The sequence below is a fragment of the Petrachloros mirabilis genome, assembly GCF_975968855.1.
Genome location: NZ_CDLUDY010000003.1, coordinates 1 through 21,310 on the forward strand (window position 1 = coordinate 1; position 21,310 = coordinate 21,310).

Consider the following 21,310-nt stretch of genomic DNA (forward strand, 5'->3'; position numbering starts at 1 on the left):
AAGGGCACGGTCACTCTCACGGGTGACGTCCCGAAACCAAAAGGCTATAACTTGACGACCCTGCCTGATGCAGTCTACTGCGGACGGATCTCGGACGGGAGGGGGTGGCGACTTCTTCAGCCGTTTGACGTTGGTGAAAGTGGAGAGTTTCGTCAGGTCGTGGTATACATCGAGTCCATTGAAAAGGGGAAGCCCTTCGCTGAGGCAAAGCCGCCTCGCATAGAAGCGGTCGACTGCCGCTTCCTCCCGTTCGTGAATCTGGTGCGTGACGAGCGTGATGTGGTCGTCGTGAATATGGATCCCGCGATGCATGATATTCAAGCGTACGAAACCTCGCATCTCGGGCCTCGAGTGCTCTTCAACGTGCCGTTGCCGATCAGCAAACGTTATCCTAACCAAGCAGGGCTCAGCGCACATTTTTCTAAGCATTACGAGGGTGAGCCAGTCACCCAGCGTGTTCACATGACGAAAGATCGTCGTGTGTTTGTGATGCAGTGCGGGTTTCATGCTTACATGGAAAGCTGGGCCCTTGTGGCAGACCATCCGTATTATGCCATCACGGATCAGGAGGGACAGTTCAGCATTTCGGATATTCCCCCGGGAACATACAAATTAATCGTATGGCATCCCTACGTTCGGGATTCCATCGAGAGGGAGTTCACCATTACAGAAAAAGGTGTTGCCAAAGTCGATGTGAAGATCGAAGCGCCGACGGGTCGGCTCTATGCGAACCAAATGGTTGAAAATCCCTATATGCGCTATAGCATTACCGAAGACGTGCAGAGCCAGATCGTTCCTACACTCGAAAAGCAGAGGTATTAGGTAACAAGCGAGAGCAAGCACGCAGTTCACCTGGTGAGGTGGGAGAATGCAGAGCGGGTCGATTCTGGTCAAGGCTGTTGGGGGGTTGTTGTGCCTTGGGGTTCTTGGCATGGCAGGAGGCTGTTCCGGAAAGCGCGTGGCGACGTCTTCCGGAGATGGATCTTCAACGGCAAAGGAGAAAATGACGATAGGCTCTGTAGAAACCGTGAGTCCGGATCCTATGGTCACGATCCCAGCCGATGATCGCCAGGCAATGAGAGAGGAGTCTGACACTTATCTGGCTCCCTCACGTAGCGGGGATACCAAGACACCGCCGTCAGCCCCCTTGTCGTCTTCCTTGCGGGAAGAAGAAGTGGGAGCGAAGGACGAATCGACCCAGCCCGATCCGTCAGGGTTGGGGGATGTCTTTTTTGATTTCGATCAATTTGTCATTCGGGGAGACGCCCTTCCGGTCATGGAGGCGAATGCCGAGTGGATCAGGATGAATGCTGGTAAATCCATTCTGATTGAGGGGCACTGCGACGAACGAGGCACAATGGCGTACAACCTGGTTCTGGGAGAAAAACGAGCTCGAGCGGCCAAGCGTTATCTTGAGGATCTGGGAATTCCTCCTCGCGGGTTGAAGACCACCAGCTACGGCGAAGTGAGACCATTGTGCAAGGAGCAAAGCGAGCACTGTTATCAAATGAATCGTCGAGCCCATTTTGTCGCGCAGTAGTGGACAGTCGAGAGCAACGAATCAATCCGGAGTAAGGCCGGCATAACGAGGAGGGGAGGCACTTGTGAAGATCAATCGAATGGGGCAAGCGGCGGCTGTCTGCTTTTGGGTGTTGACGGGATGCGCTTCTACGGGTGAACGGATTGAAATCGCCATACCGGGCGCTGCGACTCAAGGATCCACGGCTATTGCGCAAACAGGAAATGGACTCAGGGTTGTGGTCGAGACGTTTGATGACGGGCGGACAGACCACAGCCACCTAGGCACGCGATCACACTTCTGGGGCAGCACAAGTCATTTCGATCTTCAGAGAGGGACGGTCGGCGAGGCTGTCGCAAAGGGCATCGTACAACAATTGAACAAGCGAGGGTGGCAGGCAAGTTTAGCCGGCCAGGGGGGCTCCTCCCGACCTGATGCCACAATTTCCGGGAATATCCAAGACTTATCTCTTACCGCTGTCAGCAGGTTCGGCGGCACCGAGATCACTGCCAAGAATGCCATGATGGTTCGGGTAGCCAATCACGGTGATGAAAGCTCGGTACAGGAACGGGTGTTCGGTAGTGCAAACAACGAGGTGTTTTGGTTTGACCCAAGCGATGCTGAACACCTCGTGAATGAATTGATAGAGCGGAACATCGAGAAGTTCGTCGCGGATACCAAAGTCGAAGGAGGAGCGGTTAGACTTCGGTAATGGGCCCGCTGTCCAGAGAAGATGCAGTTTCCAACATTGACCCCGCCTAAGCTAGTTCGAGCGCGAACAGTGTGTTCGCGCCCGGCTGGTATTTCGTTCAACCATTCCTCTGCTTCCCTCAGTGGCATACGTCTGTAATCATTTGCTTGTTGCGCCGCCACTGCTCAACCATTGGCAGTGACGGATTTCCTAGCTCTTTCCGCTTAAGGCACGGTCGAGATTGTAGGCTGCGCTGATGAGGGCGAGGTGCGTGAACGCCTGAGGAAAGTTGCCTAAGGCTTCGCCGTGGTACCCGGTCTCTTCCGCATACAATCGTAAGTGGCTGGCGTATCCTAGCATCTGCTCGAACATTAATCGGGCCTGCTGGAGCCTGGCCGGATCATCTTTCCCGGCTCTCGTCAGAGCTTCGACCAGCCAGAATGTGCAGATGTTAAAGGTGCCTTCTTCTCCGTCGAGTCCGTCCGGGGTGTGCTTGTTGTTGTAACGATACACAAGGCTGTTCGATAGGAGCCCGCTTTTCTCCGGCGGCAGCATGATCGCGTCGATCGTCCGCAGAAACCGAGGATCGCTCGGCGAGAGGAAGAAAATCAACGGGATCATCAACGTCGAGGCATCCAACGTCTCGCTGTCGTAGGATTGGACAAATGCCTGCCTCGAACCACTCCAGCCCTTGGCCATGATGTCTTCGTAGATTGCGTCGCGCACCTTCACCCAGCGTTCGCGGTCGGCTGGAAACGAGCGTTTGTCGGCTAAACGCAACCCGCGGTCGACGGCGACCCAGCACATCAGCTTGGAGTAAACAAAATGCCGCCTGCCGGAACGAACCTCCCACACCCCTTCGTCCGGCTCATGCCAGTGATCGCAGACCCAATTGACGAGGCGTCGCAAGTGAACCCAAAGATCGTATGAGATCGGCGTGCCGTACTTGTTGTACAAGTAGACGGAATCCATCAACTCACCGTATATATCAAGCTGGAGTTGATTGTAGGCTCCATTGCCGATCCGGACCGGCCGTGACCCTTTATATCCCTCGAGATGATCGAGCCTCTCTTCTAGCAACCGATGTTTGCCGTCGATGCCGTACATAATCTGCAGCGATCCATCGGGACCCAGTTCGTGGCAGCGATCCTCAAGCCAACGCATGAACTGTCCGGCCTCCTTCGTGAAGCCGACGCGCATCAGCGCGTAGATGGTGAACGCTGCGTCGCGGATCCAGGTGTACCGGTAATCCCAATTGCGGGCTCCGCCTAACCCTTCCGGGAGGCTGCAGGTCGGAGCGGCGACGATGGCTCCCGTCGGTTCGAACGTCAGAAGCTTCAATGCTAGGCAAGAGCGATGCACCATCTCTCGCCAGCGACCCATGTAAGTACATTGACTCAGCCATCGTCGCCAATACTCAACGGTCTGCTGGAACAGTTCTTCACCTTGTCCGTCTGGAAAGGTTGATGCCGAGACTCCGCGGCTCGCGTCAGTTTGATGGAGAATGAACGCAACAGTTTCGCCTTCCTGAAGCGTGAACTCTGTCTGCACACCGGTCCCTTCGGTCTTGAGAGAGAGCGGCGAAATGAGTGCAATAGTCAACGAACCGGATGTGAACAACACCCCGTCGTTCGAAATCGAAGTCCGGTGTTCGTCGCGCGCATAATTAAAAGCCGGCAGGCAATGCAATCGGAAGGTCATGCTGCCGCGCATGACCTGCACACGGCGAACGAGCGGATAGGCGGACGGATCGCGCCGGCGAAGCCCGACCGGCATGAAATCGACGATCTGGCCGATCCCGGCCTGTGAAAGGAAGCGAGTGACGAGGATGTTGGAATCGGGCCAGTAAAACTGCTTGTGGGTGACGCCGTTTTCGGCCGGGGAGATCTTGAATTTGCCGCCTTTCCGGTCGTCAAGGATCGCGGCGAAGATGCTCGGTGAATCGAAGTGCGGCCAGCAGAGCCAGTCAATGGATCCATCAACCCCGACCAGGGCGGCGGTCCGCATGTTACCAATGAGGCCGTAATTTTCGATCGGTTTGTATCCCATGAGCGCTTAAGGATCTCACCTTATCCGATTCGGTGCAAGCCTTTCTCTACTCAACACTCATTGTAGAACATGTTGATCAACGACTAGTTGCGTGCTGCCTTAAGATGATTTGTGTGCCGCATATGAAAGGAGACTTCCAGCTCTACGAATGGCTGGGTGAACGCTCTTGAAACATCGGCGAATGGTCGGGCCTGAATTGGGGTTGTCTCGCGCCGGGGAGAACGTTATCCTAACATTCTCCTGATAGCCCACAGGAAAAGGAGGATGGTTTGACGAACAGACGGGAAACCAAGAACGCCGGACTCGTCCCTGCCATCGGATTGGCCATTGCCGCATCACTGATCGGGCCGTCACCGACAAACGTCTCCGCAGATCCCAATACCGTTCAACCGGTGACCGATGTAGGTCGTATCCCCCTGTTTACCAACCTTGGAACACTACATTTCACGATTACCACGTCGATTCCTCTTGCGCAGCAGTATTTTGATCAAGGATTACGGCTCGTCTTTGCGTTCAATCACGAGGAGGCGATCAATTCGTTCAAAGAGGCGACGAAGCTGGACTCACGCGCTGCGATGCCCTATTGGGGGATCGCTTTGGCGTTAGGGCCAAACATCAACCTGCCGATGGGAGAGTCACAGGGGAAGCAGGCATTTCAGGCGATTCAGTCGGCGTTGCAACTCATGGGGCAGGCATCCCCCAAAGAACAAGCGTATATACGAGCCCTTGCGACTAGATACTCTGATTCGCCCGACGGTTCTCGTGCCGAGCTCGATGCGGCGTACGCCGTTGCGATGAAGACCTTATGGCAAGAGCATCCACAAGATGCGACGGCAGGGACCCTTTATGCGGAGGCGTTGATGAATTTACAACCTTGGGACTACTGGACGATTGAAGGTCATCCCAAGGGACATGCAGAGGAAATCGTAAAGACACTGGAGCAGGCGATGGCCGTCAATCCCGACCATCCGGGCGCCTGTCACTATTATATTCACGCTGTGGAGTCGTCGTTCCGACCCGAGCGGGCGCTCCCCTGCGCGGAACGACTGGCCGAGATAGCTCCCGGCGCTGGCCACCTGGTGCATATGCCGGCGCATATTTATCTGAGGTTGGGTCTCTATGATAAAGCTGCGGAGCACAACGTTCATGCAGTTGCGGTTGATCGCGAGTATCTGTCCCATCGATCGCTGTCGGGAATCTATCCCACGGGGTATTATCCCCATAATGTGCATTTCCTCTGGGCCGCCCTGACTATGCAAGGCAGAAGTCGCGAAGCATTGGAGGCTGCACGCGATCTCAAGAAACTCGTTTCGTGGGAACAGGCACGCCATGAACCGGCGCTTGAGGAATTCACTCCGACGCTGACATTCGCGCTGGTTCGATTCGGCAAATGGGAAGAATTACTTATCCAACTCAAGCCGCCCCCAGAATTGGTCTATACGATGGTCATTTGGCATTACGGTCGAGGTGTGGCGTTGGCAGCGGAGAAACGATTTGACGAGGCTAGGCAGGAACATCAAAAACTAGTCGGCGCGGTTCGTCGGCTCCCGGAGAATCGGACAGTCGGCGTCGTTCCGGTTGTCCAGCTCGCCAAGATTGCGGAACGGGTGGTGGCGGGTGAGATAGCCGCGCGTGAGGGGCGCCTTGATGATGCCGTCAAAGCCTTGGAGGAGGCGACAGTTCTGGAAGATGCTGTGCGCTATTACGAACCGCCGCTCTGGCATATTCCGGTCCGCCATTCGTTGGGTGCTGTGTTGCTCGAGGCCGGTCACGCAGAGGATTCCGAGCGGATTTACCGGCAGGATCTTAAGCAACATCCCAACAACGGCTGGGCGCTTTTTGGGTTGGAAGAAAGTTTGAAAGCCCAAAATCGAGATGCTGAAGCCGCTGGCGTGCATAAGAAATTTGAAGAAGCCTGGAGACGAGCGGATATCACGCTGGTGGCATCGAGGTTTTGAAGTTATCCGGTTGTTACAGCATAGGAGTAGACCTATCCCGAGTTTTTACGTGTATAGCCAGTGGCGGTGGGGCTCTGTCCCTTACTCTTGCCGGTACCTCCTGGTAATTGAGCGTCAGCTTCATCTTGTGCGAAAACTTCCCTAACGCGTTATATCGGTCTTAGATTTTTGCCTCGAGCACCAGATTAAAGGGTGTGTGGATCGCACGCCGAAAGGTCTTGAATCCGGCTTTCTGGAAAACGGCCGCAAGTTGTGCTTCACCCGCCTGAGCTCCGAGCGCCAGACCGACATCCTCGGACAATGAGTGTGCGCAGCAGAGGGTGCTCGATGCCGCGTAGTACAGGCGTCCGATGGGATTCAGATTGTCTTCCACCCGATCGTTGGCGAACGGTTCAACCAGCATCACAGTGCCATCTTTTGCGAGAGCCTTCGCCGCATGCTTTGCGGCGCCGACCGGATCGCCCATATCATGAAGGCAGTCGAAAAAACAGATGAGATCAAATCCCTCCGCGGGGTAGTTCTGGGCGGTTCCTTTCTCGAACGAAACGGAACCAGTGAGCGCCAGAGACCGGGATTGCTTTTGCGCAGCTTCGATTGATTTTTCGTGGTTGTCGAATCCCCAGAATCGTGAGTTGGGGTATGCCTGAGCCATGAGAAGGGTTGAGTGCCCGTGGCCGCATCCTACATCCGCAACCTTGGCACCGGCTTTTAGCTTGGCTTCGACTCCCGTGAGGGTCGGGATCCACGATTGAATCAGGGATCCTCGATAGGAACTCCTGAAAAATGCGGCAACACCATGAAAGAGCCGTTCGTGGTGCTCATGCCAGGGAACCCCTTTTCCTGTCCTGAACGCCTCGATCGCCTTCTCCTCGTCTAGCCACATCGATGCAGGCACTTCCCAGGCCGGCGGGAAGAATGCCGGGCTATCCTCATCGGCAAGCACCAGGGCATGCTCTGCTGGAAGTTCATAGGTCTCGCTCGATGGGTGGTAGGTCACATAGCCTCCGGCAGCTTGACTGTTCAGCCATTCCCGGACGTACCGCTCCGCGCATCCCGCACGCCTGGCAATTTCCAGAGAGTTCAGAGGTCCCGCCCCGGCCATCACTTTATAGAGCCCGAGCTTATTGCCCAGGCTCACCATGACGCCACCGTAACTGGCTGAGAGATCTGTTACGGCTCGTTCCAGAAACTGATTCAATGCTTGTTCATCGATCGGCATGGCTCCTCCTTGGTGAAATAATGTAAAGCCGATGGTACGGGTTGCGATGAGGAATGGGGAGAGCTAGACTAGCCACATCCGGTTCATTTATGCCACCAACCCCGTCAACACGCACATCTGACGGCCATTGGTATGTCAGCCTCGTGGTAATTCCTGAGGTGATGGTCTCGCCGCTGAGCGGTTTGTACGACGTGCTCAATTGTTTTGAGTCGCTCGGGAGCTTTGATGACGCGGTGCCCGCTTCCGCGCCGTTTAGCACACACTTTGTCTCGGCGAAGCGCGGCCGTGTTGACACTGCAAGCGGGTTACCGATCGAGATTCATCGAGCATTTGAGGAGATCACAATGACCGACATTGTGATTGTCCCTTCCGTGATGATTGAGCACGGCGAGTGGGTGACGGGGCGGCATCCCGAGCTTGTGAATTGGTTGAAGGACATGTATCGAAAAGGGGCGCTCCTTTGCTCGGCCTGTTCGGGCGTCCTGTTACTGGCCGAAACAGGGCTCTTGGATGGGCACGAAGCCACGATTCATTGGGCATACGCAGCGACCTTCCGTAAGAATTTCCCTGCGGTTCGTCTGTGTCTCGACAAAGTTCTGGTCGCTTCCGGCGAACGGGCACAATTCGTCATGTCCGGAGCATCGGCGTCTTGGCATGATTTGGTGCTGTATCTCGTGTCGAGGTTTGTCGGCCCCACAGCGGCGCAGGCGATTTCGAAATTCATGCTTCTCCAATGGCATAGGGATGGGCAGGCTCCCTATATTGCATTTCAGCCCAGATCTGACCACGGAGATGCAGCGGTGCTGCAGGCTCAGGAGTGGCTCGCGAAGCATTTTACGGTGGCAAACCCGGTGGAAGAAGTCGTCAAACAGTCCGGGCTTCCTGAGCGAAGTTTTAAACGAAGGTTTACCCAGGCGACAGGATATCCTCCGATCGGCTATATCCAACATTTGCGGGTAAGGGACGCCAAGCGTCGACTTGAACGTACGGAGGAGGCCATAGACGAAATCAGTTGGAAGGTCGGCTACGAAGATCCCGCGTTTTTCCGGCGGCTCTTCAAGCGCTTTACCGGGATCACGCCGGGCGCCTACCGGAAGAAGTTCAAGCTCCCTTTTGTTGGAACAGGAATCATCGCGTCATGATGGATGACTGCTCCCTATGGTGTTGCGCATGAAGACCCTGTTGCTTGCCATCGTGGGAGCGATTGGCGGATATTGTTTTGGTCTAGTCGGGGGATGCTCCTTATCGAGAATGCGTCCTCAAATGCTCATGATAAATCATTAGAGGCGGCAATGACCGGGGCCTTTGTCTCGGGGCCACTGATGGCGATAACGGCCGTGGTTGTGGTATTGATTTATCAGAGAAGCCGTTCGCAGTGACGACTTTATTCATGTAGGAGACATGTCCCCTATGCGTAAGAGGGTCCAACTTCTTCACTTCTGTCGAACACTCCTCATTGGTGCAATAGCCTTCAGCCTTTTTTCTGAGTCGGGAGAGGCGGCAAGAGGAGGCGGTAAGACAGAAGTCATGCCGATACAGACTACCGCTCCAGCGGCTGTAGTCATTGAGATTACCGGTAGTGAAATGGAATTGCGCAAGCAGTTGCGGTCGAAAAACGGCGTAGCGGAACTCAACGCTCCCCAAAGCCCGTTTTCTCAGGCGCCGACGGGAAGTTTCGGTTTCATTGCCCCGCAGTGGTTGGGGATGGCATTGGTGACTCAGAGCCCTGATCTGCTGCTGGAGCGTGTCGCGCCGGCTGCAAACGCATATGAAATTCACAAGTTGGCTGATGGCAGCGGCTTGCTCGTAGGGTTTATCGGAAAGGATCTGATTCCGGAAGTGTCGCCGACTAACCGGCCTAAAAGCGTCAGGATCAATCTCTACTCAAGCCCTTCGGAAAAGGCCCCCCATATTGCCGCCGTACCTTTGGTCAAGTTGGTGCTCGATCGCATGCCGGTCAAGCTCGAGCCGAAGAAAGCTGATGGGCCAGTCATGTTGGATATGGACTTACAGGGGAGTGCGAATCGTAAGTCGGTGCCTGGCTCACAGTAGGCCTATGGGTGGTAGTGTATGATTGGTCTGGGCACCATTTACCTGCTTGTCCTTCTTATGCATTTGGGAGTAGGATGGTGTCCCCTAATGCGCTAGTTTATTACTTCATGGAGGAGCCCTATATGGTACAGCGTTCGGTCTTTGTATTTAGTCTGTTAACGGCCTTTGGTCTGTTGGTGGGTGGATGTGCAACGAACGGAACAACGATGGGAACCGGTGGTACAGCGACGTCGGGCGGCGGTTCGGGAGCGGCGACCACTTCGTTGCAGGCCTGTTTGGATCGGATTCCAGCGGGGAGTTCTGCCGGAGCGCGCATGGTAGCAGAGGAAAGCTGCCGGGATAATGAAGCGCTTCGGACAGCCGTGTCCGGCGCCGCGGATTCGAAGAGCGGCGATCGGGTTGCCTCAGGGACTCAGGGCGATTCCCTCGAAGCCTGCATGGCTCGTATCCCGAAGGATGCCACGTCAGGCCAGCGCATGTTGGCAGAAGAATCCTGCCGACGAGACCAAGCCAATCGTCGATAAGCCAGTTGAATTCGTGCGGGGAGACGGCAGCGATCGTTGCTATCCCCGCACCGAGTTGCCCCACCGTAGCTTTTCTTCAACCGCTGCGGTTTCCCCCTTAACATTTAGGACACTCAGCTTCGCGCAGTAGACTTGTTTGAGCCCCTTCCCTCGAACATATATCTCCGCGGCGAACAGCATTCCGAGCGGCGGGGCGATGAGATAGAATCAGGAGAGTTGAGGCGAGGGGGCTTGGAAGAACATCCAAGCCCCCTCGGCTTCCAGTGTTGTTAGACAGTGTTGACGGAAATCGACACCGGAACGCGGTTCGTCACGATGTCATGGACCGGCGAGAACTTCGTCAGCTCCTGTAATTGTTCAGCCGTCGCGTCCGACTTCACCGTGAACTGCACCCGGATTTCCTTGTAACCGGGGCGAACCTTGTCGGAGAGACCGAGAACTCCTTGTACGTCGAGGTCACCTTCGAGTGTGGACTCGACTGACTGGACCCTGATACCACGGGCTGCCGCATGATAGACCATCGATGTGGTCAGGCAGGCTGCCAGGGCATGCAGGACGAACTCGACGGGGTTCGCTGCTTGGTCCTGTCCTACGAGCACCGGTGGTTCATCGGCATCTAGCACGAACGGTTTGGTCCGAGTGGTGTCCTCCTGGCCTGCCGCGTAGAACCCTTGAATCGTAGAACGGTTGTGGCCTCCGTTGATCCAGCGATTGGTCGCGCGGAACTGTGAGGTGGCCAAGCTCGTGTCCTTCTGAATTGCGTCGATCGTCTCCCCGAGACGATCCACATTGACTCCGTTGATGACTCCGCTGATGGTCGCTTGTGACATAATGCATCCTCCTTGTTGAGTAATGTGATGGTTCTGCAATAGTTGCCGAAACAAGAGCCGGTCGGCATTCCGGCAGAATAATTTCCAGTTCATGCTTGCACTCGCTCCATAGACATTCCACGAAAGACCACCCCGCAGGGAGGAATTACGGCCTGGACTGAGAAGTAGGTCCGGCGGAGCAGCGCCATGCTCATCGGCTGCCACCGATTCCAGGGTGCAAGTGAGAGAGTCCGCGCCAAGAAACAGTATCCGCTTAGGACTCGTGCGGATGTTCCGATCAACTGTATCCAATGAATCCCGTGCAGGGGCTCCCATAGGCCTCCTATCAACATCACCAGGTAGGCCATCCGCACCTGCATCGGAAAAGCGGTCCAATTCCGCGTCAACCAGAACACATGAAGAATCTGGACGGCACAGAGCGCGATGGCCAGCACGATGCCCTCTGATCGACCCCAGAAAAGATCAGAACTCAGCAATCCCACAGTAACCAGCCAGTACCACCATCCAATGTCGCGCAGGGTTGTCATCTTGCTCCTCCTCACCGTGGCTCAATGATCCAACACCCAGTCCCTACAGCAGCATTGATGCCAGCATGATGGAGTCAGGCGAGATGTTGTAAATTCAGCAAGTTAGGTGTGGTATGGGAGGCCTTCGGTCAGGCGAGATTTCGAAAGTTGTGAGATGTCGCGAATGGATTCACGAGAATTCGCGAACGGAAGGCAAAGGATGGGGGCGAAAGCGGTGATTACGAAATGTGGATCAATTTGGTTTCTGAATCTTGAGTGTCTTCATGCGTGAGGAGAGCGTAGATGCATTCATGCCGAGCAGCTTTGCGGCTCCCTGCTCACCTGATACTTTCCAATGCGCTGTTTCCAGTGCTCGAAGAATGTTCGCCCGTTCGAGTTCTTCCAACTCTTTGGCTGTACGAATGGCGATTGAGGAAGAAGGAACTGTCGTGGATGATGCAGGCTTTAGGGACGCGACTTCCGGCAAGGCGCGGTCGAGATTAAGTTTTCCATCCATTGCCGTTATGACTGCCCGCTCGATCACGTTTTGCAGTTCACGCACATTACCTGGCCAATTATAGGCTTTGAGGCGGTGCATGCAATCGGCGGTTAATGGTCTAATGGTGCGGCCGAACTTGGCGGCAATTCGCTGTGCAAAAGCTGAGGCCAGCCGCACGACGTCCTCGCCTCTCTCCCGCAACGGTGGAATCTGAATGGGAAATACATTGAGCCGATAGAAAAGATCCTCTCGGAACTTTCCTTCTTGAACGGCTTTGGCCAAATTCCGGTTTGTTGCTGCCAGGACGCGTACATCTACCTTTCTTGTCGCAGAACTGCCGACAGGATCAAACTCCCCCTCCTGTAGGACACGCAACAATTTCGATTGTAGATCGAGCGGGAGTTCACCGATCTCGTCGAGAAAGATCGTCCCCTTGTGGGCGAGAGCGAAGCGGCCCTCCCGTTTTTTGGTTGCGCCGGTGAAGGATCCCGGTTCATGACCGAAAAACTCGCTCTCGATTAATGAGGCGGGAATCGCGGCGCAATTGACGGTGACCAGCGGCCTTTCTCGACGTTTGCTGGATGCATGGATCGCACGAGCCACCAGTTCCTTGCCCGTGCCTGTTTCGCCCGTGATCAGGACGGTCGTGTCGGTTCCGGCAACCTGCGCAATCTCGTGGAGCACCTGCCGAAGCGCCGGGCTTTCACCGATCAAGGCTCCATTCTGATGAAGGGCCTCTAATTCTTCACGCAACAACATCGTTTCCGTAGTCAGTGTCTGGATCTTCTGCTCGGCCTCCATGCGGTCATGAACGTTGCGGAGAATGACGGTGGTGAACTTCTGCCGATGCAGCTCAAAACGCGAGATGGTGGCTTCTGCCGGGAAGGTTTCGCCATTGGGGCAGTGTGCCGTCAGGCCGCCTGGAATCCAGCGGGACTGCTCTCCTTGGGGGCGGTTGTCCAGTTCGGTAATGAGTGCGATCAATCGGTCGGCATCCGTGGGACTGACGAAGCGTCGAAAATCCTGACCGGTCATGTCGCCCGCTGGGCAGCGGAACACTTTTTCGGTTGCTGGGTTCACGCGCGTGATGCGGAGCTGATCGTCCATTTCGATGATTGCGTCCATCGCGCTGGCCAATAAGTGGCCGACTTTTTCTTCACGCTCACGTACGTCCGATTCTGCCCGTAGTCGTTGCAGTTCGGCTGCTGCCCGTGCGGCAAAAATCTTGAAAATTGCATGGACGTGTGGCTCCGGGGGGATAGGCCGTCGGTCGACCACTGCCATATGGCCCAAAATACGCCCGTCAGTATCCAGCAACGGTACTCCCATGTAGCTCACGGCCTGGTTCTGCTTGAGTTCTTCCTCGTGCGGGTAGATATCTAAAACATTGTCAGGAAAGTGGACGAGTTGGGCTGTGTTGATCACTTCTTCGCAAGGTGTGCCTGCAATATCGATCTCATAATCTTTGACCCACTCCCCGTCCATCCAGAAAGCCAGCGCGCGAAGCCTGCGTGTCTCGGGGAAGTATTCCGTCACCCAGGCTCCGTGTGTCCCGAGGGCTTTGGCCAGATTCTTAACGAGCGCGGCAAAGAACCCCTGTCCTGTTTCCGCCGCAGTTCCTTCAAGGATCGCCAGAAGGGCTGCGTCAGGTTCCAAGCCACTCAGTGGGCGGGGATTGTCATGGCGTGTTGAGGTCATACTTTTATGCAATCAGTATGTGCCAGTTGGGGAGGCAGAGGCAAGGGGAGTAAGGAGGTGAATAACAATGAGTTTTAAGTTGAATTCAACACTCGAGGCAAACGCTAGGCCGGCAGTTCGGTAAATCGGAGGGTATAGAGGTAGTGGTAGAGCCCCTTTCGTCCCATCAATTCGCTGTGGGTTCCCGTTTCCACCAAGCGGCCTTTGTTGAAAACCAGGATACGGTCGGCTCGTTGGATCGTCGTCAAGCGATGGGCGATCACGAAGGTCGTACGTCCCTTCATCAATTGCTCCAATGCCTCTTGGACTAACCGCTCTGATTCGCTGTCGAGCGCGGAGGTAGCTTCGTCGAGCAAAAGAATACGTGGATTTTTGAGAATGGCGCGGGCGATGGCAATGCGTTGTCGCTGGCCACCCGACACATTGATCCCTTTCTCCCCCACGACGGTTTGATACCGGTCTGGGAAGTTCATAATGAAGTCGTGGGCGTAAGCGGCGCGGCTGGCTTCCTGTACGGTTTCTTCCGTCGCATCTCTATTGCCATAGCGAATGTTGTCGAGAATTGTGCCCCCGAACAGGATCGTTTCTTGAGGGACAAGGGCGATCTGTCGATACCAACTCTCCAACGTGACGTGGCGAAGATCGTGACCGTCGATTGTGATTCTTCCCTCGATTGGATCATAGAACCGATGGATGAGATTTATCGCTGTCGTCTTCCCCGCGCCGGTCGGGCCTACGATCGCGACCAGTTCACCAGGTCTGGCTTCGAAAGATACATCCGCCAAGACGGGCTGGCGGGGGTCATAGGCAAAGCTGATATTCTCGACGCGGATGTGACCGGACACTTTCGATAACGCGGTTGCGTTTGGTACATCGCTGACCTCTGGCCGTTGGTCCAAAATTTCAAATACCCGTTCGGTTGCGCCCTGTGCTTCTCTGATCTGAGCAAATACCCGTGCGGCTGAACTGAATGGTCCGATCAGGATTCCGGCGAAGAGCACGAAGGCGAACAGATCTCCAGGTGTGACGGTCCCCTCGATGACCTGACTCCCCCCGTACCACAGTACTCCGGCGGCTGCTGAAAACGTCAACAGGCTGATGACGGGAATGAATATCGCCATGATGCTGGCTCTCCGCATCGTCAGCGAAAGAGTGTGATCGACCTGCTCGGCAAACCTGTTGTTTTCACGTTTCGTCTGCACAAATGATTTGACAATGCGGATGCCGGAGATGACTTCCTCGATCAAGGTACTCGTGGCCGCAGTCTGATCTTGGATTGACGTGGAGAGGGATTTCAGCCTTCGACCGAACAATTTGGCTACCACGACCAGCAAGGGGAGCAACACGAGGATCAACAGGCAAAGCCGCCAATTCATGGCGAGCAAGAAAGCGATTCCACCAACAAAGGTCACGAGTTGTTTGGCCGTGTCGATCGGAGTTTCGGTGACGACCGACTGAATGACGGTCACGTCGTTCATCAGGCGCGAGAGCAGTTCGCCGGTCCTCCGCCGTGCGAAGAAACTGACGGACAGAGTTTGTAGGTGGCTGAAGAGATGGGTCCGGAAATCGGCCACGATATGTTGGGAGACCGAAGCTGTCATGTAACTGTGGCCCATGGAGCAGAGGCCTTGAACCACAACCAACGCGAGAAACATGGCAATGAGCTCGCCCATTCGAGCCGAGTCATGCTGGACCGTGATAACGTCCCATACTGTACCGGCCAGACGTAACAGGGCGAGGTTGATGGCCGCGACACCCATCACGAGCAGACCCGCGAATAACATGCGGGGGAGATAGGGTTTTAGAAACGGAAGGAAGCGTCTGAATGTAGACATGACGGCAAAAGGATCTTAGAGGAGGGCGGTATGGAATTCCAAGTGGGAAACGGAGGAGGCTGAAATAGCCGGGAAGGGAGAACGTGTGTTGCTAGATTTGGGCGATGGATTCGATGAGGTTTTTGTTGAGGGCGACGAAATCGGACCGATCTTTGTCATTGATGAGGACGTCGGTGAGGCTGATGAAGAGTCGCTGTTCTTCGTTGATGGCGTCGGAAACTCGATTCCGCATGGGCGGGATGAGAAAATCGCCTGCGTAGACGCAATTCACAGTACGGACGCGAATGCGAACCTTCTTCCCTTCGGGCATGTCTCCCTCCTCGCTGTGACGGGGTGGGCCTAACTTTTACGACGTAAAAACTTTTGACGCCGGCGCAGCTTCTTGTACTTGTGCTTGCGCATTTTCTTCCGGCGTTTTTTGAGCACGCTTGCCATACGATATCTCTCCTACGCGCGAGAGTCTAGAGTCTTTCCTGCCAAAATGCAAGCAAGCGAAGGTAATTCGGGCGTTTGTTGTTTTCCGATGCGCCTCGTAAATGAAGGTTGCTTGACCTGTCTCGTGGGGGATTCCTATACTGCGCTCATGCAGAATCGTGTTCTGTCGAATGTATCAGTGCTGGTGTGTAGCTGCCTGTTGATTGCCGGAACGGGTTGCGGAGGGAAAGTGATCCAGTATCCGGAGGATCACGAACGATACCTACGAATCGACCGGGCGGTAGAATCACTCCGCGAGGCCTATGTGCAAAAGCAGCTTTCGGCGATGAAGGAACTTATGGCGCCGGTCGACTCTCTCATCACTATTCAGCGCGATGCCGAAAATGATTTTGAAGCGTTCAATGACATTACCCTCGAATTTAATATTGAACGCATCATGATCGAGGGCGATAACGTCGATGTGTATGTGCATTGGCAGGGTCTATGGAAAAAGGATCACGATGATCCAGGATTTCATCAGCGCGGCCATTCCCGTCTTCAATGGGCTGGGACGGACCGCGTGCTCTTACAAGCAATTCAAGGAGACGTCCCCTTCGGCGCCAAAGGACGCCAAGCCATGACGACTCCTGCCTCGCCGTCGTTGGCCAATTAAGATATGGCTTTGCGCCGTTTCCCATCTGTTCCAACCCCAGAGGCTGATTTTCTCGTCATCGGGAGCGGTGTCGCAGGGTTACGTGCCGCACTCGAGTTGAGTCGGTCCGGACGTGTCTTGGTCCTGACAAAGGGGCATCCACTTCAGAGCAGTTCGATCCAGGCCCAAGGTGGTGTGGCTGTGGCTATGAGCGAAGAGGACGACGTCTCCATACATCTGACGGATACTTTGAAGGCCGGTCATGGGTTGTGTCGTAAAGAAGCCGTACGTGTTCTTGTTGAAGAAGGTCCTCGGCGCATCCGAGAGTTGATTCGGTGGGGGGCAAAGTTTGACAAGATCGGAGGCAAATTTGCATTTGCGCGTGAGGCCGCACATAGCAGGAGCCGAATTTTGCGGGCACGAGGTGATGCCACAGGCAACGAAATGGTACGGGTGTTGATTGCGGAAGTCATGCGGCAGAAGCGCATTCAGCGATTGGACTATCACTTCACGGTGGATCTTCTGGTCGAAGCAGGCCGCTGCTGTGGAGCGTTCGTGATGGACGAACGTACGGGGCGTCGCTTCATCCTTCCTGCTCGTGCCGTGATTCTCTCGACCGGCGGAATCGGACAGATCTATGCCCGTACGACCAACCCGGTGAACGCTACGGGAGACGGTATCGCCATGGCGCTCCGTGCCGGTGCCATCCTCCAGGACATGGAGTTCATTCAGTTCCACCCCACCGCCCTCTACCTCCCATCAAGTCCTCCGTTCCTGTTATCCGAAGCGATGCGGGGGGAAGGGGCACAGTTGCGAAACAGCAAAGGCCAGTTATTCATGCACCGTTATCACCCGATGGGGGCTTTGGCCCCGCGCGACATCGTGTCGCGGGCCATCTGGGCTGAAATGGCGGCGACGAAGGCACGGCATGTGTACCTTGACGTCACTCAGCTGGGCGCGGAGTTCATCAAGCGGCGCTTCCCGACTATCTATGCGACGTGTCTTCGTTACGACATCGATATCACCGAAGAATGGATTCCGGTTTCACCCAGCGCGCACTACATGATGGGTGGAGTGTGGACCGATCTGAACGGGGCCACTTCGGTACCAGGGCTGTTCGCAGCGGGCGAAGTGGCCTGCAGCGGCGTTCATGGGGCGAATCGTTTGGCGAGCAATTCCTTGTTGGAAGGATTGGTGTTCGGCGCCCGTGCAGCCTCGGCGGCTGTGGCTTTTGCAGACCGACACGAGATACCCTCTTTGTCGGCTCACGAAGCATCCTTAAAGACAGAGCATATCGGCTCGCTCGAAGACGTTGAGAAACTCCGGAACTCTCTTCGGCGAACTATGTGGGGGCAGGTCGGAGTCATCAGATCAGGAGAGTCACTTATCAGGGCCTGCGCACAGCTCTCCCGTTGGGCACAGTTGGTTGACCAACCGTTTTTTAATCGAGCGGCATTGGAAGTGAAGAACATGATCCAAGTTGCGCAATGTATCGCCGAGGCAGCGCTGTGGAGGGAGAATAGTGTGGGGGCACATTACCGAGCAGACTTTCCTCAAACGAAGCGCCCGGGCTGGCAGCAACACAGTCGCGTTGCGATGAATGACGGAATCAGCGGGAAGAAACCTCGGAAGTCTCAAGGCCTTCTGCTTGCGATGCGCGGGAGGACCGGTTGACATGCCATTCGGTAATCACGCCGTCCCGTACCAGAAATGTCCGGTAGTAATGAAGCACCTTGCGCACATACCGTCTGGTTTCGTCGATCGGAGGCAACGCCTTGTAACGGTCGACGACGTTTTCGCCGGCATTGTAAGCTGCGAGTGCGAGCGGTAGGTTTCCATGGAAGCGATCAAGAAGTTGCCGTAGGTATTTGGTCCCGCCTGCCACATTATCGTCCGGATCGTAGACATCCCGCACATCCATCCGCACGGCGGTTTGCGGCATCAGCTGCATGAGCCCGATTGCGCCGGCTCGCGAAACGGCGCGTGGATCAAAGTTTGATTCGGCCTTGATAACGGCCCTGATCAAAGCAGGGTGCAGACGTTGTCTCGACGAATGGCGTTTGATCACTGGTTCCAGTTCTCGTTCTGATAGGACTTCGTGTAAGCGAGGCGAATCGAGTTCAATCTTTTGATAACGTGCATCGGAAGGGACGTTGGTCAAGGAGATAGTCCCGTTGGCTCCTACGTATTGGTAGATCTCGGCTCCAGATTCCTTTGTGGAGAGTGCAACTAAAAGGCCGAGGGCTGCAACGGCAGAGAGTTTCTGAAATGATGTAACGTGGCTAGACAACAGTCTTTTTGTCCTCATGAGCATGGTTCCAACGATATCAGTCTGGTTTCGGCTGTCAAGGAAATGCAGATCCCATGCCGGGCTGCGGCAGGAGAATGTTCAATAAGAACAATGGCGTGCTGAACCTAGGGTGCGAGGAATCTTGTACGATTGGCGACAAATATTTGGTGGAGTTGTTGGGTGATCGGTCCTGGGTCACCCTTTCCTATAGGTCGATGATCTAGGCTCGTCGCCGGCATGACTTCCATCGACGTATTGCTGAGGAAACACTCATCCGCTTTTTGGAGGTCGGCCACAGTATAGGCACCTTCTTCGGCCAGGATCTGCCCTTCGTGCGCCAAGGTGAGGATGATACTGCGTGTGATTCCTTCAAGGATTCCGCATGAAAGGGAAGGGGTATAGAGCCGGCGATCCTTCACAAAAAAAAGATTGCTCACGGTGCATTCGGTCAAGTGTGATTCCCAGTTCAGTAAGACACTATCGAAAGCTCCGGCGACAATCGCTTCCTGCTTGGCCAAGATATTATTCAGGAAATTGGTGGCTTTGATCTGCGGATCCAGAGCGCTTGGCAGGTTGCGCCTCGTCTTGGCTACTATCAAGGACACACCTGTTCTGTAGTGATCTGGAGAAGGAGGTGTGAGTGGTTTGGTCATAATGACGATCGTCGGATTGGGACACAACGCAGGATCAAGTCCAATGTCCCCTGGGCCTCGGGAGACTGTGATTCGGATATAGGCATCGACTTGATCATTGCCCACTTCGTTGCGTGTCATGGCCTCGTGTAGAAGTGCCGGCCAATTTAGTTTGGGAATTCTCAAGCCGATTGCGTCAGCCGAGCGTTGTAGGCGAGATAGGTGTTGGTCCCGCATGAAGATGCGGGAACCATAAGAACGGATTGTTTCATACACGCCGTCGCCATAGAGAAAGCCATGGTCGAAGACCGAAACAAGCGCTTCTTTTTCATCGACAAAACGGTCGTTCAGGTAGATCCACATCGTTAAAGTCCTTGGAGGGAGCTGAAGAATGCCTTTGCCTTGTGCAGCGTTTCTTCATATTCTTTTGCCGGATCGGAATCCGCGACAATACCGGCTCCAACCTGCAAATATCCTTTCCCGGCGGCGAGGACAAGCGTTCTGATGATGATGTTCAGGTCCAGATTGCCGTTCCATCCAATGTAACCGAAGGAACCGGTATAGGGGCCTCGGCGAACCGGCTCGAGTTCCTCGATGATTTCCATACAGCGGATTTTTGGTACACCGGTAACCGTTCCACCGGGGAAAGTGGCACTAATCACATCGAACGGTGTGGCATCAGCTCTCAACCTTCCGCTGATGTTCGAAACGATGTGGCTGACGTGGGAGTATTGCTCTACAGCCATGAATTCGTCGACGCGCACGCTTCCAAATTCGCAGACTCTTCCGAGATCGTTCCGTTCGAGGTCGACGAGCATTAAATGTTCCGCCCGCTCCTTTTCATTGTTAACTAACTCGCCGACGAGCAGTTTATCGGCGGCATTGGTCTCTCCGCGTGGGCTGGTGCCAGCGATCGGCCTCGTCTCTGCGCAACGCCCTTGAATTCGAACGAGCCGCTCCGGTGAACAACTGACGAGAGACACCTCGTCAAAATGCAGGAGGCCAGAAAAGGGGGAGGGATTCATGTCGCGCAATTTTCGATACAGGGCCTGTTCGTAACGGAGGCGTCCATATCCGGTGCGGGCAAGCTCCGGGATGTTTATAGCGAAACGATGAGACAGGTTGGCTTGATAGATGTCTCCGGCGGAAATGTACCGTTGGCATTGCCGAACGCGATTCTCATAGCCTTCTCGTGTCTGTTCTGCCATGAAAACAACGGGATCCTTGACGGTGTCTGCGTCATGCGGGAGACCCGGCGCCGTCAGCTTTGACTCCAACTCAGCCAATCGATCTAAGCCCTCACGATAAAGTTTGTCACGCGATTCGCCAAGAAATCTTTCAACCGAAGGGCAAAAAATGAGTTGAATATGGTTTGTGAGGTGATCAATGGCCGCAATTAATTCGAACAATGCAAAGTTAACATCCGGAATGGAGAGGTCGTCGAGGGCGAGACAAGGCAACGTTTCAAGCCGCCTTACGAAGTCGTAACTGAAGTATCCAACGGCCCCGCCAAAGAAGGGAGGCAGATCAGGCGTTCCCTCGATCCGACGGCCGCCAAGGGCCTGCCTCAAGGGATGAAAGGGATCTGCGCTGGTTTCAGACTGATCAGATGAAACGTGGACGATGGATACAGGCCCACTTCCCATAAACGAATACGCGCGCACCCCGGCGGGACTCTTTCCGCTTTCGAGTAAAAAGGAAGGCTGTGAGGAAGAAGCGATTCTTCCATAGAGGTCCAAGGTGCTCTCGCCGCGTCCCTGTAGGTTAAGGACGAGAGGTTGGGGAGGACCGTCGAGGAATGAAGATGCTCGCGAGAAATCTGCCATAAGGAGAATCTGTAGACCGTGTGATGCGTGCCTCACTATACTCCAGCAATCCTCCTGTTTCCCAGCAGCTCCAACTTGACAAATTCATGAGGATTCTGCTTGAATTGCCCGCCCGC

At 55.0% G+C, this 21,310-nt stretch carries 20 protein-coding genes; 9 read left to right on the plus strand and 11 right to left on the minus strand.

Annotated features, from left to right (window positions below):
- The 3 genes from ACWVCN_RS00025 to ACWVCN_RS00035 all read left to right on the plus strand — a co-directional run.
- The coding region (locus ACWVCN_RS00025) for a carboxypeptidase-like regulatory domain-containing protein (RefSeq protein ID WP_455243451.1) at positions 1-822 on the plus strand (822 nt) is incomplete at its 5' end.
- 46 nt (positions 823-868) lie between these two features.
- Complete coding sequence (locus ACWVCN_RS00030) at positions 869-1,540, plus strand: OmpA family protein (RefSeq protein ID WP_455243452.1); 672 nt, start codon at positions 869-871, stop codon at positions 1,538-1,540.
- A 64-nt stretch (positions 1,541-1,604) separates the two neighbouring features.
- Positions 1,605-2,231, plus strand: a complete 627-nt coding sequence (locus tag ACWVCN_RS00035) for a hypothetical protein (protein WP_455243453.1) — start codon at positions 1,605-1,607, stop codon at positions 2,229-2,231.
- A gap of 189 nt (positions 2,232-2,420) precedes the next feature.
- Here ACWVCN_RS00035 and ACWVCN_RS00040 read toward each other — a convergent pair whose 3' ends face one another.
- Positions 2,421-4,259: a glycoside hydrolase family 15 protein gene (locus ACWVCN_RS00040; RefSeq protein WP_455243454.1), complete on the minus strand. Its 1,839-nt coding sequence runs from the start codon at positions 4,257-4,259 to the stop codon at positions 2,421-2,423.
- Positions 4,260-4,528: 269 nt separating this feature from the next.
- Here ACWVCN_RS00040 and ACWVCN_RS00045 point away from each other — a divergent pair, with 269 nt between their 5' ends.
- Complete coding sequence (locus tag ACWVCN_RS00045; RefSeq protein ID WP_455243455.1) at positions 4,529-6,217, plus strand: hypothetical protein; 1,689 nt, start codon at positions 4,529-4,531, stop codon at positions 6,215-6,217.
- Between the two features lie 160 nt (positions 6,218-6,377).
- On the opposite strand, the gene ACWVCN_RS00050 is transcribed toward ACWVCN_RS00045, so the two are convergent.
- Complete coding sequence (locus ACWVCN_RS00050; protein ID WP_455243456.1) at positions 6,378-7,436, minus strand: class I SAM-dependent methyltransferase; 1,059 nt, start codon at positions 7,434-7,436, stop codon at positions 6,378-6,380.
- An 89-nt stretch (positions 7,437-7,525) separates the two neighbouring features.
- Here ACWVCN_RS00050 and ACWVCN_RS00055 point away from each other — a divergent pair, with 89 nt between their 5' ends.
- From ACWVCN_RS00055 to ACWVCN_RS00065, 3 genes are all read left to right on the plus strand, one after another.
- Entirely contained in the window at positions 7,526-8,578 is a 1,053-nt protein-coding gene (locus ACWVCN_RS00055) for a GlxA family transcriptional regulator (RefSeq protein WP_455243457.1), read from the plus strand.
- Positions 8,579-8,963: 385 nt separating this feature from the next.
- Entirely contained in the window at positions 8,964-9,488 is a 525-nt protein-coding gene (locus ACWVCN_RS00060; RefSeq protein WP_455243458.1) for a hypothetical protein, read from the plus strand.
- A 122-nt stretch (positions 9,489-9,610) separates the two neighbouring features.
- Positions 9,611-10,012 carry a hypothetical protein gene (locus ACWVCN_RS00065; RefSeq protein WP_455243459.1) on the plus strand — a complete coding sequence of 134 codons (402 nt, stop codon included), beginning with the start codon at positions 9,611-9,613 and terminating at the stop codon, positions 10,010-10,012.
- Positions 10,013-10,281: 269 nt separating this feature from the next.
- Here the strand turns inward: ACWVCN_RS00065 and ACWVCN_RS00070 are convergent, their stop codons facing one another.
- From ACWVCN_RS00070 to ACWVCN_RS00095, 6 genes are all read right to left on the minus strand, one after another.
- Positions 10,282-10,842, minus strand: coding sequence for an OsmC family protein (locus tag ACWVCN_RS00070; protein WP_455243460.1), 561 nt, complete (start codon positions 10,840-10,842; stop codon positions 10,282-10,284).
- An 89-nt stretch (positions 10,843-10,931) separates the two neighbouring features.
- Entirely contained in the window at positions 10,932-11,369 is a 438-nt protein-coding gene (locus tag ACWVCN_RS00075; protein WP_455243461.1) for a hypothetical protein, read from the minus strand.
- 232 nt (positions 11,370-11,601) lie between these two features.
- Positions 11,602-13,503 (minus strand): sigma-54-dependent Fis family transcriptional regulator, encoded by a 1,902-nt coding sequence (locus ACWVCN_RS00080; RefSeq protein WP_455243462.1) that lies wholly within the window; start codon positions 13,501-13,503, stop codon positions 11,602-11,604.
- 146 nt (positions 13,504-13,649) lie between these two features.
- Entirely contained in the window at positions 13,650-15,380 is a 1,731-nt protein-coding gene (locus ACWVCN_RS00085) for an ABC transporter ATP-binding protein (protein ID WP_455243463.1), read from the minus strand.
- Positions 15,381-15,471: 91 nt separating this feature from the next.
- Entirely contained in the window at positions 15,472-15,690 is a 219-nt protein-coding gene (locus ACWVCN_RS00090; protein WP_455241610.1) for a DUF6812 domain-containing protein, read from the minus strand.
- Between the two features lie 29 nt (positions 15,691-15,719).
- Positions 15,720-15,815 carry an AURKAIP1/COX24 domain-containing protein gene (locus ACWVCN_RS00095; RefSeq protein ID WP_080880037.1) on the minus strand — a complete coding sequence of 32 codons (96 nt, stop codon included), beginning with the start codon at positions 15,813-15,815 and terminating at the stop codon, positions 15,720-15,722.
- Between the two features lie 112 nt (positions 15,816-15,927).
- On the opposite strand from ACWVCN_RS00095, the gene ACWVCN_RS00100 reads away from it, so the two are divergent.
- Positions 15,928-16,467: a hypothetical protein gene (locus tag ACWVCN_RS00100; RefSeq protein ID WP_455243464.1), complete on the plus strand. Its 540-nt coding sequence runs from the start codon at positions 15,928-15,930 to the stop codon at positions 16,465-16,467.
- Positions 16,468-16,470: 3 nt separating this feature from the next.
- Complete coding sequence (nadB, locus tag ACWVCN_RS00105; RefSeq protein WP_455243465.1) at positions 16,471-18,120, plus strand: L-aspartate oxidase; 1,650 nt, start codon at positions 16,471-16,473, stop codon at positions 18,118-18,120.
- On the opposite strand, the gene ACWVCN_RS00110 is transcribed toward nadB, so the two are convergent.
- From ACWVCN_RS00110 to ACWVCN_RS00120, 3 genes are all read right to left on the minus strand, one after another.
- Positions 18,056-18,754: a transglycosylase SLT domain-containing protein gene (locus tag ACWVCN_RS00110; protein WP_455243466.1), complete on the minus strand. Its 699-nt coding sequence runs from the start codon at positions 18,752-18,754 to the stop codon at positions 18,056-18,058. The genes nadB and ACWVCN_RS00110 overlap by 65 nt on opposite strands.
- 107 nt (positions 18,755-18,861) lie before the next feature.
- Positions 18,862-19,731 (minus strand): aminotransferase class IV, encoded by an 870-nt coding sequence (locus ACWVCN_RS00115; RefSeq protein ID WP_455243467.1) that lies wholly within the window; start codon positions 19,729-19,731, stop codon positions 18,862-18,864.
- A gap of 2 nt (positions 19,732-19,733) precedes the next feature.
- Positions 19,734-21,194, minus strand: coding sequence for an anthranilate synthase component I family protein (locus ACWVCN_RS00120; protein ID WP_455243468.1), 1,461 nt, complete (start codon positions 21,192-21,194; stop codon positions 19,734-19,736).
- Positions 21,195-21,310 lie beyond the last annotated feature (116 nt).